At 70.3% G+C, this 16787-nt stretch carries 15 protein-coding genes; 3 read left to right on the forward strand and 12 right to left on the reverse strand.

Going from position 1 to position 16787, the window contains the following annotated elements; all coding sequences use genetic code 11:
- Window positions 1-46 precede the first annotated feature (46 nt).
- Together OR600_RS06300 and OR600_RS06305 are read right to left on the reverse strand one after the other, a co-directional pair.
- On the reverse strand, window positions 47-1186 hold the full coding sequence (locus tag OR600_RS06300; RefSeq protein ID WP_135977153.1) for a PTS fructose transporter subunit IIC: 1140 nt from the start codon (window positions 1184-1186) through the stop codon (window positions 47-49).
- On the reverse strand, window positions 1187-1504 hold the full coding sequence (locus OR600_RS06305) for a PTS fructose transporter subunit IIB (protein ID WP_251158252.1): 318 nt from the start codon (window positions 1502-1504) through the stop codon (window positions 1187-1189). It lies immediately after the preceding gene.
- Between the two features lie 306 nt (window positions 1505-1810).
- On the opposite strand from OR600_RS06305, the gene OR600_RS06310 reads away from it, so the two are divergent.
- Both OR600_RS06310 and OR600_RS06315 read left to right on the forward strand, forming a co-directional pair.
- Complete coding sequence (locus OR600_RS06310) at window positions 1811-2416, forward strand: STM3941 family protein (RefSeq protein WP_251163985.1); 606 nt, start codon at window positions 1811-1813, stop codon at window positions 2414-2416.
- A 77-nt stretch (window positions 2417-2493) separates the two neighbouring features.
- Window positions 2494-3741, forward strand: a complete 1248-nt coding sequence (locus tag OR600_RS06315; protein ID WP_135977152.1) for an MFS transporter — start codon at window positions 2494-2496, stop codon at window positions 3739-3741.
- A 636-nt stretch (window positions 3742-4377) separates the two neighbouring features.
- Here OR600_RS06315 and OR600_RS06320 read toward each other — a convergent pair.
- Together OR600_RS06320 and thrS are read right to left on the reverse strand one after the other, a co-directional pair.
- Complete coding sequence (locus tag OR600_RS06320; RefSeq protein WP_251163986.1) at window positions 4378-5376, reverse strand: sugar kinase; 999 nt, start codon at window positions 5374-5376, stop codon at window positions 4378-4380.
- Between the two features lie 235 nt (window positions 5377-5611).
- Window positions 5612-7543, reverse strand: a complete 1932-nt coding sequence (thrS, locus tag OR600_RS06325; protein WP_204408127.1) for a threonine--tRNA ligase — start codon at window positions 7541-7543, stop codon at window positions 5612-5614.
- A 560-nt stretch (window positions 7544-8103) separates the two neighbouring features.
- On the opposite strand from thrS, the gene OR600_RS06330 reads away from it, so the two are divergent.
- A complete protein-coding gene (locus OR600_RS06330) occupies window positions 8104-9141 on the forward strand; it encodes a hypothetical protein (protein WP_265590848.1) in 1038 nt (345 codons plus the stop codon).
- Window positions 9142-9780: 639 nt separating this feature from the next.
- Here the strand turns inward: OR600_RS06330 and OR600_RS06335 are convergent.
- The 8 genes from OR600_RS06335 to OR600_RS06370 all read right to left on the reverse strand — a co-directional run bounded on the left by OR600_RS06335 (window position 9781) and on the right by OR600_RS06370 (window position 16709).
- Entirely contained in the window at window positions 9781-10182 is a 402-nt protein-coding gene (locus tag OR600_RS06335; protein WP_135977147.1) for a YbaN family protein, read from the reverse strand.
- Window positions 10172-10558, reverse strand: coding sequence for a nitrous oxide-stimulated promoter family protein (locus OR600_RS06340; RefSeq protein ID WP_135977146.1), 387 nt, complete (start codon window positions 10556-10558; stop codon window positions 10172-10174). Before OR600_RS06340 ends, OR600_RS06335 begins: the two co-directional genes overlap by 11 nt.
- A complete protein-coding gene (locus OR600_RS06345) occupies window positions 10558-12117 on the reverse strand; it encodes an ABC transporter ATP-binding protein/permease (protein ID WP_309295237.1) in 1560 nt (519 codons plus the stop codon). Before OR600_RS06345 ends, OR600_RS06340 begins: the two co-directional genes overlap by 1 nt.
- 161 nt (window positions 12118-12278) lie before the next feature.
- Window positions 12279-12986, reverse strand: coding sequence for a hypothetical protein (locus OR600_RS06350; protein WP_265590850.1), 708 nt, complete (start codon window positions 12984-12986; stop codon window positions 12279-12281).
- A 263-nt stretch (window positions 12987-13249) separates the two neighbouring features.
- Window positions 13250-13909, reverse strand: coding sequence for an endonuclease III (gene nth / locus OR600_RS06355; protein WP_135977143.1), 660 nt, complete (start codon window positions 13907-13909; stop codon window positions 13250-13252).
- Window positions 13910-13971: 62 nt separating this feature from the next.
- A complete protein-coding gene (locus tag OR600_RS06360; RefSeq protein WP_135977142.1) occupies window positions 13972-14403 on the reverse strand; it encodes a zinc ribbon domain-containing protein in 432 nt (143 codons plus the stop codon).
- 261 nt (window positions 14404-14664) lie between these two features.
- Entirely contained in the window at window positions 14665-16068 is a 1404-nt protein-coding gene (locus tag OR600_RS06365) for a bifunctional folylpolyglutamate synthase/dihydrofolate synthase (protein WP_309295238.1), read from the reverse strand.
- Window positions 16065-16709 carry a 5-formyltetrahydrofolate cyclo-ligase gene (locus OR600_RS06370; protein WP_168353960.1) on the reverse strand — a complete coding sequence of 215 codons (645 nt, stop codon included), beginning with the start codon at window positions 16707-16709 and terminating at the stop codon, window positions 16065-16067. Before OR600_RS06370 ends, OR600_RS06365 begins: the two co-directional genes overlap by 4 nt.
- Between the last annotated feature and the right edge of the window lie 78 nt (window positions 16710-16787).

Below are 16787 nucleotides of genomic sequence, written 5' to 3' on the forward strand. Positions count from 1 at the left end.
GGGCCGGGGATGCTTCTCGCACCCCCGGCCCTGCGGGGGACCGTTCCTAGACGAGGTTGTCGAGGATGGGGTTGCCCGTGTCGGTCTCGGTGGCGCTGATGGGGGCCTTGACCAGGGCGTAGGAGACGCCGGTGACCAGGGCGCCGGCGAGCCAGCAGAGCAGGAACATGACCGGGCCGGCGAAGGGGGCGTCGGCGGAGGCGGTCATCAGGGGCACGACGAAGACGCCGCCGTGGGTGGCCATGGACTCCAGGCCGAAGGTCATGGCGAGGCCGCCGGAGACGGCGCCGCCGCACATGCAGCAGACGAGGACGCGGATGGGGTCCTTGACCAGGAAGGGGATCACGTACTCCTGGATGTAGCAGCAGCCGAGGATGAGACCGGAGACGATGGTCTGACGCTCGTTCTCGGCGAACTTCTTCTTGCCGCCGAGGAGCATGGCGATGCAGATGCCGATGGGGTTCTGCATGCCGCCGCACATCTTGGAGGCGGTGGGGCCGAAGACGCCGTCGGCGTTGAGGCCGTTGGTGAAGAGCGCGGTGGCCTTGCCGATGGGGCCGCCCTGGTCGATGGACATCATGGCGCCGATGGCGGCACCGAAGATGAAGCGGCTGCCGCCCTCGAGGCCGGTGAGGAACGTGGTGAGGGCGCCCATGAACCAGGCGATGGGCACACCGATGACGTACCACATGGCCAGGCAGACGATGAGGGTGGCGCACACGGGGATGAGCAGGATCGGGAAGACCGACTGCAGGTCCTTGGGCGCCTTCTTCATCAGGTCCTTCATCCAGTTGACGAGGTAGCCTGCGAGGATGCCGCCCACGAGGGCGCCCAGGAAGCCCGTCTGGGTGGTGACGGAGATGAAGCCGACGGCGAAGCCGGGGGCAAGGCCGGGCTTCTCGGCGATGGCGTAGGCCGAGTAGGCGCCGATGATGGGCACCGAGAGGTTCATGATGGCGGCGCCGATGGCGTTGAGCACCATGGCGAAGGTGAACTGCGTGTAGGCGAGCTCGGCGGCCTGCTGGGCGATGTCGTAGCCGCCCATGGCCTTGGCGATGCCCTGGAGCACGCCGCCGCCCACGATGACGGGGATCATGTACGAGACGCCGGTGAAGATGGCTTCCTTGATGACGGCGCCCTGGGACTTCTTGGCGCTCTTGGCGCCCTTGCGTGCGAGCTCGGCCATTTATCCGATCGCCTCCAAAAGCTCGGCCACCACGGAGGGGGCGTCCTTGATGACTTCTTCGGTGGGGCAGGAGATGTAGGGAACCGGCTCGAAGCGCTCGAGACCCTTGATCTTGAGGTCGGCGGCGATGATGGCCGCGTCGGCGCGGGCGAGGTCCTCCTCGGTGATGGCGTTCTCGGATCCGTCGGCACCCTGGGTCTCCACCTTGGCCTCGCAGCCCGCGGCCTCGATGGCCCGCTTGAGGGCGTCGGCGGCCATGTAGGTGTGGGCGATGCCCACGATGCACGACGTGACGCCCACGATGTACTTCTTGGCCATGTCCTTCCTCTCTCTGTCGAAGGTCGTGAGGGGTCGGACTGCCCCCTCTTTCCACGGCCCCATCGTATGTCTCCATTTTTCTGAGTGGTTCCCAAATGGTGTATTTGTTGTCTCTCCACTTTTCCTTCACAAATGTACGGGGCGTATAGCTGGTATTTCTTGGTCCCATCGCTTTATATGGATTCAGATAGGGTTAAGACTCTATCTACTACACATTTCCTACACATATTCTGGCTCTGCATCCGTGGAGAAGGTGTCCCTCCATATACTGGAGTCAACGCAGGCGGCGACCCCTGGGGGCAGACCATGCCATCTTCTAAGAAACGCAACTGTGGACCCACCGAGCTCGTGATCATGCGCGACCGCGTCAAGTGCGCCCTCACCGCGTTCATGGGCGCATGCGTGGCCGTGGCCGGCGCCCTGGCCCTGTTCGCCCCCCTGGCCCCGGGCCAGGACGAGCTGTCCATCCGCCTGTGGATGGGGGCGGCGGGCCTTCCCCTGGGCCTGGGCGTCCTGGCGTGGAGCGTCGACCGCCTGGTGCGCCGCCCGGAGCTGCTGGCCATCGACGAACGCGGCATCCGCGACCGCTCCAACTGGATGAGCCCGGGCGAGGTCGCCTGGGACGAGGTCTCGGCCGCCTACATCCTGGAGATGGGCGCCAACAGCTACCTGTGCCTGGAGCTCGCCGACGTCGAGGGCTTCTCGGCGCGCCTCAACGGGCGCCAGCGCAAGCTACTCGAGGCCAATCTGACCACGGGCTTCGCCCCCGTGCGCATCCAGCTGGCGAGCGTGCCGGGCGGGTACACCTGCGAGGACGCCCTTGCCGTGGTGCGCCGGCTGCACCCCGGGCTCGTGCGCGGCAAGAAGAAGGTCAAGACCCGCGCCCAGGGCCGCAGCGTAGCCGCCGCCTAGGGCCTCCGGGCGGGCGGTCCCCGGCCGCCCCCTCCCCCACATCAGGACGTCGTACAAGAAAGAAAGGCCCCTCCCCCATGGCTTCCCTCCGCGGAAGGCGCGGCATCCTCGCCGCGTCCACCCTCCTGCTGCTCTTCCTCGGTCTCATCTACGCCTACTCGGTGGTCCTCGCGCCCATGAAGGAGCTCTGGGGGTGGTCCGTCTCGCAGATGACCCTCGTGTTCGCGCTCTCCATAGGGATGTTCACCCTCGGCGGCGTGGCCGGGGCCAGGATGAGCGGGCGCTGGGGCACCCGGGCCACGTTCATGGCGGCGGGCGTGCTGCTCGCCGCGGGGTTCGTGGGCTGCTCCGTCGCCGACGGGCCGCTGGCGTTCCCGATCACCTGCCTCTGCTACTGCGCGCTCTGCGCCCTGGGGATCGGCCTGGCCTACGACGTGCTCATCGCTGCCGTGACCGAGTGGTTCCCCGACCGCTGCGGGCTCGCCCAGGGCATCTGCCTCATGGGCTTTGGGATCGGCGGGTTCCTGCTGGGGCCGGCCGTGAGCTGGGTCTACGGCGTCGTGGAGTGGCGCGTGGTGCTGAGGGTGCTCGGCGCGGCGTTCCTCTGCATGCTTTGGGCCGCCTCCGCCGTGGTGGTGGAGCCGGCGGGCGCGGGGGCCGGCGCGGCCGATGAGGGCGGCGCAGACGGCGGGCCCCTCGTGGCCGACCGCCGCTTCAGGCTTCTCTACCTGTGGCTCTTCCTGGTGTGCGGCGCCGGCATGGCCGTGACGGGCCTCGGGCGCGAGCTGCCGGCGAGCCTGGGGGCGGACGCCGTGACGGCGGCCTTCGTCATCGGGTTCGTGAACGTGGGGTCGGGCCTCGGGCGCCTTGTGGGCGGCGGGCTGGCGGACCGCTTCGGCGCGCCGGCGACCATCCGCGCCACGTCGGCCGCCATGGTGGCCTCGATCCTGGCGCTGCTCGGGTCCCTTGGCGCCGGAAGCCTTCCGATGCAGGCCGTGGCCCTTCTGGCCTGCGGGTTCTCTTGGGGCGTGGCCGTCATCATGATGACGTACGTGTGCGCCAAGGTGTGGGGGGCCGCCGCCATGGCAAAGAACCTGGCCGCCGTGAACACCTACAGCATCTTCGCCTCCCTGGCGGGCAGCTTTGGCGCCGGGCTCCTCGCCCAGGCGACGTCGTTCTCCGTGGCGCTGGGCACCGTATGCGCGCTGTGCGTGGTGGGGGTGGCCGTGGGCCGGCCCCTAGGCGCGGCCGTGGAGGGGCGCGACGGCTCGCGAGAGGCCGGGGCCGTGGGCGCCGGCGACCTCGTCGGTCGGCTCGACGGGTAGGTGGGCGGTCCGACCTGCAGCGGGTGGCCGGTTGGCGCAGGTCTCGGCCGGCAGGGGGCGCCGCGGCCTGCAGCAGGTAGCCAGTTAGCGCGCCTATCAACCGGCTGGGGCCGCTCCGAACTGCACCAGGTGGCTACTTGGCGCACCTATCGACCAGCAGGAGCCCCCCCGACCTGCACCAAGTAGCCAGTTGGTGCACCTCCCAGCCCGAAAAGCGCCCCCAACCTGCACCAAGTAGCTAGTTGGCGCACCTCTCGACCGGCAGGGACCATCGCGACCTGCACCAAGTAGCCAGTTGGTGCACTTTCCTACCGACGGAAGCCCCCCGACCTGCACCAGATAGCTAGTTGGTGCACCTCCCTACCGGCAAGAGCCGCCCCCACCTGCACCAAGTAGCCAGGTGGTGCACCTATCGACCGGAAAAGCGCATCCGACCTGCACCAAGTAGCCAGTTGGTGCACCCATCGACCGGCAGGGGCCTCCGCGACCTGCGCCAGGTAGCTACTTGGTGCACCTATCGGCCCGAAAAGCGCCTCCAACATGCACCAGGTAGCTAGTTGGTGCACATCCCGACCGGCAGAAGCCTCCGCGACCTGCACCAGGTGGCTACTTGGCGCACCTCTCAACCGGCGGCCGCTAGCGGATGATGGAGCCGCGGGCGTCGCCGGTGACGATCCGCTCGATGGTGGCCTCGTCGGCCCAGGAGAGCTCTCCCTCCACGGTGGCCTTGTAGGCGGCGTGCGCCACGGCATAGTCCAGCGTGTGCTGGGCGTCCCAGCGGTTGAGCAGCCCGTGGACGATGGAGGCCGAGAAGGCGTCGCCGCAACCGGACTGCTCCATGGGCGCCACGTCGCGGGAGCGCGAGCGGAACAGGCCCTTCTCGGAGAGCAGCATGCCCCGCACCGAGAGGAGCCCCCCGGCGTCCACGTCGCGGCGGTTCATGGCCAGCGACTGGATGCCGTTGGCCGTCATGAGCCGGTCGGCGGCCGCGGCGCACTGGTCGCCGTCGCCCTCAAAGCCCTCCCGCTCCCAGATGCCCACGTAGTCCTCGTCGGAGCCGCACACCACGTCCACATAGGGCAGCAGCCGCCCCCAAAGCTCGCGGGCGGCTGCAGGCGTGATCATGCCGCGGCGGAAGTTGAGGTCGCAGAAGGTGCGGATGCCCCGTCCCTTGGAGGCCACGAGGGCGTCTTCCACCACGTCGCCGAGGGTGGACGTGATGGAGGCCACGACCCCGGAGAAGTAGAACGACCCTACGCCGTTGAGCAGGCCGTCCCAGTCAAAATCGTCCCGTCCCACGTCGCGCATGGCGGTGCCGTCGCGGTCGTAGAGGACGCGGTCGGGGCGCACGGTGCCGCCGCGCTCCACGTAATAGACGCCCAGGCGGCAGTCGGCCCGCTGCACGCGGCTGACGTCCACGCCAAACCGGCGGAGCTCCATGAGGGAGCGCTCCCCCAGCGTGTTGGACGACACCACCGAGGCCAGGGCCACGTCGTCGCCCTGGAGGGCCAGGGACTTGGCCACGGTGACCTCGGAGCCGGCAAAGGCCATGGAGAGCTGGTCGGTCTGATGGAGCATGAGGGGCGGACGCGGGGAGAGGCGCAGGACCGGCTCGCCCAGGCACAGGACCTTCAACGTTTTCCTTCTTCCGACGGGATCGCCGAAAATGGTATCAGGTTCCTTGCAGTGGCCCTGGCTCCATGGCCATCAAGCACAAAAGCGGTAAAGCGGCGGCCCCGGCCGGCCCGGGGTCGCCCACCGCGATGAGAACACCGAGAAAGGGCCGACCGTATCACCAGATACGGCCGGCCCTTCCAGTTGCCCCGATGATGCAAAAGCCCGGGCCCCTGGGGGGAAGGCCCCACGGCGGCTACACCTGGGCGTCGGCGATGACCTTCACGAACTCGTCCACGGCCATGGAGCCCTGGTCGCCTTCGGAGCGCTCGCGCACGGAGACGGTGCCCTCCTCGGCCTCCTTGTCGCCCACCACGAGCATGTAGGGGATCTTCTGCTCCTGGGCGCGGGCGATCTTGGCGCGCATGGGCTCGGAGTGGGTATCCACCTCCACGCGGCCGCCCACGGCGCGCAGGCGCTTGGCCACGTCCTCGGCGTAGTCGAGGTGACGGTCGGCGATGGGCACGATCTCGGCCTGGACCGGAGCCAGCCACAGGGGCAGGGCGCCGGCGTAGTTCTCGATGAGGATGCCCAGGAAGCGCTCGATGGAGCCGAAGATGGCGCGGTGCAGCATCCAGGGGCGCTCCTGGGTGTTGTCGGCCGTGCGGTAGGTGATGTCGAAACGCTCGGGCAGGTTGAAGTCCACCTGGATGGTGGAGCACTGCCACGTGCGGCCGATGGAGTCCTTCACCTTGACGTCGATCTTGGGGCCGTAGAAGGCGCCGTCGCCCTCGTTGATGTCGTAGGGCACGCCGCGCTTCTCGAGGGCCTCCTTGAGGAAGCTCTCGGCCTTCTCCCACATCTCGTCGGTGCCGATGGAGTGGGCCGGGCGCGTGGAGATCTCGCACTCGTAGGTGAGGTCGAAGGTGCCCATGATCTGGTCGACAAGGTCCATGATGCTCTCGACCTCGTCCACCACCTGGTCCTCGCGGCAGAACACGTGGGCGTCGTCCTGGGTGAAGCCGCGGGCGCGGAACAGGCCGTTGACGGCGCCGGAGAGCTCGTGGCGGTACACCGTGCCAAACTCGAAGTAGCGCAGCGGGAGGTCGCGGTAGCTGTGAAGGTTGCTCTTGTAGAGCAGCACGTGGCCCGGGCAGTTCATGGGCTTCACGCCGAACTCCGAGAGGCGCGGCTCCTCGTCGGTGCCCTCGTTGATGTTGAAGAAGTACATGTTCTCTTTATAGAAGTCGTAATGGCCGGAGGTCTTCCAGACATCGGACTTGTAGACGTGCGGGGTGATGACCTCCTCGTAGCCGCGGCGGTACAGCTCCTTGCGCAGCCACTCCTGCATCGTGCGCACGATGCGCGCGCCCTTGGGGAAGAACAGCGGCAGGCCCGGGCCCACCTCGTCGAGCGTCTCGAAGATGCCGAGCTTGGGGCCGAGGACGCGGTGGTCGCGCTTGCGGGCCTCCTCCATCATGTGGTTGTAGGCCTTGAGCTCCTTCTTGGTGGCGAACTCGACGCCGTAGACGCGCTGCAGCATCTCGTTCTCGGCGTTGCCGCGCCAGTAGGCGCCGGCCACCTTCTGCAGCTCGAAGGAGTCGGCCGGGATCTTGCCGGCGCTCGCCACGTGCGGGCCGCGGCAGAGCTCGAGGTGGTCGCCGTGACGATAGACCGTGACGTCCTCGGAGGCGTCGATGTCGTCGAGGAGCTCGAGCTTGAGGGGCTGGTCGGCGAACATCTCCTGGGCCTGCTCGCGGCTGACGACCTCCCGCACGAAGGGCTTGTCCTCGCGGATGATGGCGCGCATGCGCTCCTCGATGCGCTCGAAGTCGTTGGACGAGATCTGGTCCGGCGTCTGGAAGTCGTAGTAGAAGCCGTTCTCGACGTCGGGGCCGATGCCCAGGGCCACGTTGGAGAAGAGCTCGCTCACGGCCTCGGCCATGACGTGGGCGCAGGAGTGGCGCACGATGGGCAGGGCGTCGGGGCTCTTGATGGTGAGGATCTCGACGGTGTCGCCGTCGCGCAGGGGCGCGGCGAGGTCCTGGGGCACGCCGTTGACCTTGGCGGCGAGGGCGGCCTTGGCCAGGCCGGCGCCGATGGAGGCGGCGAGGTCGGCCGCGGTGGCGCCGGCCTCGAGCTCGCGGGCGGAGCCGTCGGGCAGGTTGACGGAGATGGGGTTGGACATGGTGCTGACTCCTTCTTGTTTTCTCGGCCTCACGATGGCCGTTTGACGACAACGGGCAGGGGCCGGCCCGCCTGGCGGCAGGGACGTCCCCGTACAGGAGGCGGCGCTCACCGGGCGGCCGAGGCCGCTCGCCAAGCGCCTAGATAGTCTGGGTGAGGGTGAGGGTGCCGCACGCAGCGAGGACGCCCTTGACGGGCCGCATGGCTGCGGGCTGTGGGACGCGCTGGTTCATGGGGTGCACCCTCCGGATACGAGCCGGCCCGATGCCGGCGCACGGGGTCAAGGATACCCCTCTTGGCGCGGGCGTGTCGCGAGGGCGGGCGCGGGGCGGAGCGCGGGCAAGGGGCGGGGCGCACGCGGGCGCGGGCAAGGGGCGCTCCTCGCCGGCTGCGCCCCTGCCGCCCCCCCCTGACGGCCGCCGTCGGAAAGGCGTCAGGCGGGAGGCGTCTTCACAGGGCGCCACCCGTTAGGTATGCTCGGAGAACATCCATCATCATCGCAACGTGGACACCCTTGTCGTATGGGTCGGCCGACCCACGGAGACGACCAAGGGAGGATCCATGGCACTCATCGTCCACGACTGGTGCGCCCGCGCGGCGTACCTCTCGGGAATCACCCTCGCCCCCGTCCCGGACGAGGAGGCGGCCATCGCCCTGGCATCCGCGACGGCCAACATGCGCGACATGGACGGGGCACCGGCCCTGGACGCCCTCTCCCGCTGGGAGCCGTCGTTCAGGCCGGTGGTGAACGGGGCCCGCAGGCGCCCCGAGAACGAGCCCCTCCCCATACCGTGCCTCGTGGGCACCGACGCCGCCCGTCGGCACGGCGGCAGCATCGGCTGCAGGCGCTGGGGCGTGGGGCTGCCCCACGGGGCGCTCGTGCGCCTCGACGACCCGTCCGACCCGCCCGAACTGGGCGTCTTCGCCCCCTCCCCCGCATTTCACTGGCTGCTCCGCACGCGTGGCCTCGGCTTCGGGCAGGCCCTCCTCCTGGGATGCGAGCTGTGCGGCACCTACTCCATGGCGCCCCAAGGCATGAGGAGGCGGCCGGGCCCGCTGACGACGCCCGGCGAGGTGGCAGATCTCCTCGCCTCCGTGCCGGACGGCGCGAGGCACGTCTCCACGGCCCGCTCGGCCGCCCCGCACCTGCTCGACGGATGCGCCTCCCCGCGTGAGGCGGCGACCGTCCTCTACGCCTCGCTCCCCGCGCGCCGCGGCGGTTACGGTCTCCCCGAGCCGCAGCGCAACCACCCGGTGGCCCTCAACGCTCGGGCGCGGGCCCTGCTCCCCGCAAAGCGGGCGATCTACCTCGACCTCGCATGGCCCGAGAGCCACCTGGCCGTCGAGTACGACTCCCACGGCCACGAGGAGGGCATGCGCCCCCTCGAGGACAAGGACCGCCTGGTGGCCGCCGCCCACATGGGCTTTGAGATCCTGCCCCTGACACCCAACATGGCAGACCGCCGGGAGCGCCTGGACGCCTTCATGGAAGAGGTGGCGGACAGGCTCGGCGTGAGGCAGCGGCCGCTCTGCCGCTCGACCCTCGAGAGGCGCGCCCGCCTGCATCGGGAGCTCTTCACCCCGTGGAACCTTTGGTGAGGCGAGGGTCTGGGCGGCCGGCGGGGCTTGGGCGTGGCGGCGGGGCTTGGGCGGCCGGCGCGCGGGAAGCCGCAAGACCCCCCTCTAGGGGCACCCTGCGGAGGGGGCTTGCGGCAAAGGACCCTTGGAGGGTGGCGGGGCGCCCTCTAAGGGCGTCCAGTGCACGAAAAGTCCCCCTCCAAAGCCCTTTTGGAGCGAGACGAGCCTAGCGTGCGCCCTGCAACCCACCCTTGGGACAAGCCACCGGCATAGGGGGCCGTTGAAGGGGGTTTTCCGCCCCCACCCGTCTGCGGGAGGCGGTCGCGGCCACCTACCGGGCGCATCATCCCCCTCTAGGGCGCGGAGATGTGCCGCCAAAAGACGGAAGGGCCCCTGCAGGGCGCCTTGGGGACAAGGTCACCCTGCAGGGGCCGCACTGAAGAATCGGGGGGCTTGTCAGAGGGGCCGCTCGTCGGGGGCGTCGCGCCAAATGGCCCCTCGCAAGGGGGACGCACCTAAGAACCAGGGGGCGCTTGCCAGGGGGCGCGCCGGGGAGAGGCCGCACCATGTTGGCCCCACCACAGGACCCCGCCGTGTGGCCCCGCAGCGCGACCGGTCGCCTTGGGATGGGTTGCGGGCCGCGACCCAGAGCCCCTCCCCCTACGCTGCGGCGGCCTCCCCGTCCTCCTCGCGGTGCCTCACGCCAAAGGCGAAGTACAGCATGTGGCCCAGCCACACGGCGAACAGGACGGTGCACGGCACCACGAGGCCCTTCAGCGCCATGAGGGTGAAGCCCACGGCCATGACCAGCGTGACGGCGCCCATGACGCGGCGGCGCGCCGCACGGGTCATGCCTCGGCCGCCCACGAGGTCCTCCAGGTTGTCGCAGTAGAGGCGCGTGCCGCGGAACCAGCGGTCAAGACGCTCGGAGCAACGGGCGAACGAGTACGCCGCCAGCATGAGGAACGGGAACGCGGGGATGAGCGGCAGCACCGCCCCCACGAACCCCAGGCCGAGCCCGACGAACCCGAGCACGAGGAACGGCAGTTTCTTAACGATCATCTCTCATCTCCCTCTCGATTACCCTCTTCTCCCTGCGGGACTCGACCACGTGGCGGCAGGCCATGACCGGCCTGTGCAGGAGCATGCGGGGTCCCGAGAACCGCATGACCTCCCGGATGCGCTCGCGCATCTCCGCCCGGTAGCAGTGGACGTGGCAGTTGGAGCAGAACGTCTTGGTCTCCATGAAGGGGCACCGCTCGCTCCGGGCGCGGGCGTAGGCCTCCAGCTCGGCACACTCGTCGCAGAGCTCGCCGCGGGCGGTGCCGTGCCTGGCGTGGCACCAGATGCCGATCATCTGCGAGACGACCTCCTGCTCCCGGGCGCGCCTGGCCTCCACGGCGTCCGCGGGCCGGCGGGCGTTCCCGACGGCGGCCATCAGCTCAACCTCCCGTCCTCGACGGAGAAGACCCGGTCAGCCACGCGCATGGTGGACTCGCGGTGGCTCACGAGCAGCACCGTGCGGCCGTCGCGCCCCTCGGCGAGCGACTTCAGCACCTGGGCCTCGTTGAGGCTGTCGAGGTTGCTCGTGGGCTCGTCCAGCAGCAGGAACGGCGCGTCGTGGAGGAACGCGCGGGCCAGGCCCAGGCGCTGGCGCTCCCCGCCCGAGAGCGTGTCGCCGAGCTCGCCCACCGGCGTGTCGTAGCCCTGGGGCAGGCCGGCGACGAAGTCGTGAACCGACGCGGCGCGGCAGGCGGCCTCGATCTCGTCGTCGGTGGCGTCCAGCCTGGCGATGCGCAGGTTGTTGCGGATGCTGTCGTGGAACAGGTGCGTGTCCTGGGTCATGTAGCCCTCGAGGTCGCGCAGGTTGTCGGTGTCGACGTCGGCCACCTCGGTGCCCGAGACCGCCACGGAGCCGCCCCGCACGTCCCAGAACCTCATGAACAGCTTGAGCAGCGTGGACTTGCCGGAGCCGGAGCGCCCCACCACGGCCGTGAACGAGCCACGGGGCACCTCGATGTCCAGGTCGCGAAGGGTGGGCCCCTCGGCGCCGGGGTAGGTGAACGAGAGGCCCCGGGCGACGATGGGGCCCTCGTCCGGCACGGGAAGGGTGCCGTCGGCCGGGACGTCGGCGTCGAGCAGGCGGAAGATCTTCTCGGACGCCGCCATGCCGTTCATGGCGATGTGGAAGAAGCTGCCCAGCTGGCGCATGGGGATGAAGAAGTCGGCGGCCACGAGGACGGTGAAGAGCACGCCGGCGAGACCCACGGCGCCGGCCTGGAACTGCGTCACGGCGACCCAGGTGCCGGCGGCCGCGCCGCAGAACGCCACGAGGTCCATGATGGTGATGGAGTTGAGCTGCATGGTGAGCACGCGCATGGTGACGCGGCGGAAGCGCTCGGCCTCCTCGTTCATCTCGCGCTGCTTGAAGGCGTCGGCGCGGTAGACCTTGAGCGTGGTGAGGCCCTGGAGGTTCTCGAGGAACGTGTCGCCGAGGGAGGTGTACCGGCCCCAGTAGGTGCCGAGGAGCCTCTTGGCCCAGGTCTGCACCGCGGCGATGGCGGCCGGGATGAGCGGCACGCACACGAGCAGCACGGCGGCGGCCGGCACGTTCACAAAGCGCAGCACCGCGAAGAGCGTGACGGGGGCGAGCATGGCGCAGAAGAACTGCGAGAGGTAGGCGCCGAAGTACGTCTCCAGCTGGTCCACACCCTCCACGGCCACCTGCACGACTTCGGAGGTGGACACCACCGAGCGGTAGCGGGGACCCAGGGCGAGGAGCTTGCGGTAGATGAGGTCGCGCAGGCGCAGCTTGACCTCGGCCGAGGACAGATGGCTCTGACGCGACGACGCGGCGGTGCAGAGGAGGCGCACCACGGCCGCGGCCGCAACGGCGATGAGGCGCCTGTCGATCATCTGCGGAGGTACCTTTCGGTCCGTTTTTCGGCGCGACAAGTTAGCCAGAGCGAACCGATGAAAGGTAACCGGGGCCAACAAGGTTCAGAAGGTGTCCACAAGGCTGGGCGGCGTCGCGCGCGGGGTCGGCGCGTGGGAAGGGGCGGCGCGCGGCACGAGAAAGGCAGCAGGGCGGCCGGTCGCCGTCCCGCCGCCCAGGGCGGTCGTCCCTGTACGGGCGGGGTCGAGGCCCCGCCCGGCGCCTACGCCACGTGCACGAACATGATGACGCAGAGGAACAGGAGCGCCACCACGAAGAAGCCCACGGCCACGAGCATGAGGATGCGAGCGGCGGTGAGGGCGCCGGCCACGCGGTCGTGGCTGCGGCTGGCCTCCTCGTAGCGCTCCTGCTCGGCCGCGCAGATGCGCCTGGCGAGCTCCATCTTGGTCTTGACGGGGGCCGAGACGGCCGTGGAGAAGAGGTCGGCCGGCACGCCCTTGACCATGCGTGCGGAGCCGGCGCCCGCGGTCACGGCCAGCAGGAACGCCACGAGCAGCGGCACGAGCACGCCAGTGAAGAGGGCCGTCATGAGCATGGCCTCCCAACCCGGGGCGAGGATGAGGATGGTGGGCACGGCCACGGCCAGGGCCACGACGGCCAGCACGGCGATGCCGATGAGCAGGCGGCTGGAGTAGGAGCCGATGGAGCGGCCACGCTGGTTCTCGGTGTCCACGGAGCGCACGGCGGTGTCGATGAGGTAGGCGGCCAGCTCGTTCTCGAGCTCCACCGGGGTGGTCTGGACCGGCGCCATGACCTCCTCCACGGTGGCCATCTCCACGTCCTCCCCCTCGGCGAGGTCCGCGCCGTCGGGCCGCACCGGCACGGCGCCGATCCGCTCGAGCTCCTCCTTGACGCGGCGCTCGACCTCGTCGGGGTCGAGGCGGTCGTTCTTCCTGTCCTTCTTGGCCATGGGGCCTCCTTCGAATCGTCGTTCGACGGGGGTTCATACCCCGCGGGCCGGAGGGCGCCATGGGCGGACGTGTCACATATCAATCAAGCCCGGTGTGACAGCGGTGCCTGGCCCATCTGTCACTTCGCTTATTTCATAACTGATTATGCGGCGGAAACGGCGACCGACCGGGGCGACGGAGGTTCGGTCCTTGATGGTGGGACAAAAGTGCCCGACCAATGGGACAAAAGTGTCCGGGCGATGGGACAGGACAACGGGGCGGGTCAGCACTTGCCGGCGCTCGGGCAGATGTCCGCCACGAAGCACTCGGAGCACCGCGGGTTGCGCGCGCGGCAGTACTCGCGGCCAAAGTGCACCCACTGGTGGTTGATGTAGAGCCACTGCTCGCGGGGGTAGACCTTGAGCAGTGCCGCCTCCACCTTGTCGGGCGTGTTGGCCGAGGGGCCGCAGAACTTGAGCCGGTGGGCGATGCGGTACACGTGGGTGTCGACGGCGATGCCCTGGGGGTCCCTGAACGCCTGGCACATGACGCAGTTGGCGGTCTTGCGGCCCACGCCGGGGAGGCGCTGGAGCTCGTCGATGTCCTGGGGCACGGTCCCGCCGAACTCCGAGACGCTCATCTGCGCGAGGCCCTTGAGCTTGGCGGCCTTGGCGCGGTAGAAGCCCAGGGGCCGGATGATCTCCTCGATCTGGGCGGTGTCCGCGGCGGCGAGGTCGGCGGGCTCGGGGAACCGCTCCCACAGCAGCGGCGTCACCTTGTTGACGGCGGCGTCGGTGCACTGGGCCGAGAGGACCACGGCGACGGTGAGGCGGAACGGGTCGGTATAGTCCAGGGAGCAGGCCCCCTCGCCGTACACCTCGAACATGCGGCGCTCCACCTCGGCGGCACGCTCGCGCTTCTGGGCCATGGTCTCGCGGGGCATGGGGCTCCCTCCTTAGCAAAAGGCCCGCCGGAGCGGGCCTGGGCGATCCGTTGTGGGCGTGCCTACTGGATGCGGGTGCGGCAGTAGGGGCACACCTTCCAGTCGGCGTTGAGCGGACGGTGGCACGTGGGGCAGACGTTGCGCACCTGCGTGTTGCAGATGGGGCAGACGATGAAGTCGCGGTCGATGGGCGTGCCGCACTTGGGGCAGATGCCGTAGTGGGACAGCTGGTGCTCGCGCAGGGCGATGTCGAGGTCCTGCTCCTCGCGGTCCACCAGGTAGCTGCTGGGGCGCAGGATGACGTAGGCGAGCAGGCCCACGATGGGAACCACCGAGATGATGGCCCACAGCCACCAGGGCTCGGCGCCGCGGCGCTGGGCGTCGCGGATGACGTAGACGATGGAGAGCAGGTAGAGCATGACCACGCAGGCGAGCATGAGGTAGAGGACCATGCGGACCTCGGGCGTGATTATCTGATCGAGCAGGTCCTGCATCGGGTGGCTCCTTCGGGGCTATCTGCACCGGCGGTGCGTTCGAGCTGCATGCTTGGTGCATTGTACCGTACCGGCACGACACTCCCCTCTCCATCACAGCCCCGCCACACAGCCTTACAGCCCGCACCGGCGGCGGCCGAGGCCTCTCGACGGCCCATACATCGTCGTCAGGCGTCCCCATGGGCAACCGGTTGCCCATGGTCGGGAGCCCCCGGCCCCGCAGGCGCCACGACCCCGCTCCGCAAAGGCAACCGGTTGCCGTCACTCCCCCGTACCGGCCCTCAGCACGCGGCACACCTCGCCCGCCAGCGTGATGGAGCCCACAGCCACGGCGGGGGCGTCGCCCACCGCGGCAAGGGCGCCGGCCACCGTGGGCGAGACGGACGCCACCGTGGCACCGGCCTCCCGGAAGAGCCCCGCGAGCTCCTCGGGCGGCAGTGCGCGGGGGCTCGGTGTCCGGCACACGTGCACCACGGGAAAGGCGTCGGCGAGCAGCCCCACGATGCCGGCGACGTCCTTGTCGGCGAGGACCGCGCATACGAGCTCCGGCACCCGCCCCGCGCCGTCCAGGGCCCCCAGGCTGTCGAGGAACACGGCCACCGACTGCGGGTTGTGGGCGGCGTCCACGAGCAGGGGCGGCTCGGCGCGGACGAGGTCGAAGCGCCCCGGCGTGGGGCATGCGGCCACGGAGACGGCGAGGGCCGCAGGATCGAGTGGGCGGCCGAGGAACCCCTCGGCCAGGGCGACGGCGCAGGCGATGTTGGCAGCCTGGTAACGGGGCTTGACGGCCGAGAGCCCGCGGTAGGCGGAAAGCGGAGCCTCGACGTCGAGGACGAGGGGGTCGCCCAGGGCGGCGGGCTCCGAGACCACCGAGAACCGGCACACCGGCAGCCCGGCAGGCGTCGGCTCGCCCACAGCGCGCACCACCGCGGGCGCCACGCCCTGGGCGGCGCACCGCTCCAGCAGGACGTCCTGCACCGAGGGCGGCTCGGCCGTACCGCGCCCCAGAACGCAGGCCTGGCCGGCCTTGATGACGGCGGCCTTCTCGCCGGCTATCTCCTCCAGGGTGTCGCCGAGGATGCGTGTGTGGTCGAGGCCGATGCCCGTGACGCAGGTGGCCGCCGGGTGCGTGGCCGTGGTGGCGTCCCAGCGGCCGCCCATGCCCACCTCGAGCACGGCCACGTCGACCCCGCGCTCGGCAAAGAGCACGCAGGCGGCCACGGTGAGGGTGTCGAACTCCGTGACGTCGTAGGGTCGCTTTCCCGCGGCCTCCCGGGCGGCGTTCACGCGGCGCCCGGCCTCGGCGGCGGCGGCCACGGCCCGAGCGAACCCCTCGCGGGAGACGGGCCGGCCGGCCACCTCCATGCGCTCGGTGTAGTCCACGAGCTCCGGCGACGTGTAGAGGGCGGTGGAGAGCCCCTCCCCCGCCAGGATCGCCGCCGTGTAGCGCGACGTGGACGTCTTGCCGTTGGTGCCGGCCACCTGCACCACGGAGAAGCGCCCGTCGGGGCGGCCGAGCTCGGCGAGCATGTCGACCACGGTCTCGAGCATGGGGCAGATCCCCAGCCTCAGGATGCCGTGGAGGTGGGCCAGCGCCCCCTCGTAGTCCATGGGCTCCACAGGGAACGGCACCTCGTAGGGCCGCTGATTCTCGGGCTCGGTCACAGGCGCTCCTCGGTAGAAGGTGTGTGTGCGCACCGCATGATAGACCCGTCGAGGGCCAAGGCGTCCACGGGCTCGTCCCAGGGGCCCTCCACGGAGGCGAGCACCGCGGCGTCGAGCACCTGGCAGCCGTGGGCCAGGCCGACGGCCGCGAACGTGCCGGGGCCGCCGCAGGCGCGGGCGGCGGAGAGGAACCGGTCGTAGTAGCCGCCGCCGTAGCCGAGGCGGCGCCCCTCGCCGTCGAAGGCGAGGCCGGGGCAGAGCGCGAGCACCGAGGCGCCGCCGGCCAGCGCCGCCGGCACGTCGAGCAACCCCCAGCGCCCCGGGTCGGGCTCGGCCATGCCAAAGGGATGGCCCACGAGGCCGTCCCGCCAGCCCGACCCCACGGCGCGCCACTCCAGCCTGCGGCCGGCCATGCAGCGCGGCAGGGCCGCCGCCTTGCCCCCGGCGAGGGCGGCGTCCACCAGGGCGGCGGGGTCCGCCTCGGACCCCATGGGCACGTAGGCGAGGACGACGTCGGCGGCCGCCCAGAGCCCGGACGCCTCCACGGCCGCCGCACGCCGTCCGTCCGCGGCCACGCGCCCGGCGGCCCCGAGCCCGTCGCGGGCCTCCCGGGCGCGCCGCCTCAACGTCCCCTTGTCCACGGTCCCCTCCCCGTCCGACGTTATCGCGCCAATGATAGACGGCCGGTCCCGCGAGGGGGCCGGCCGTCCAGGGGAGGT

This window comes from Granulimonas faecalis (genome assembly GCF_022834715.1).
Classification (GTDB): Bacteria; Actinomycetota; Coriobacteriia; order Coriobacteriales; family Atopobiaceae; genus Granulimonas; species Granulimonas faecalis.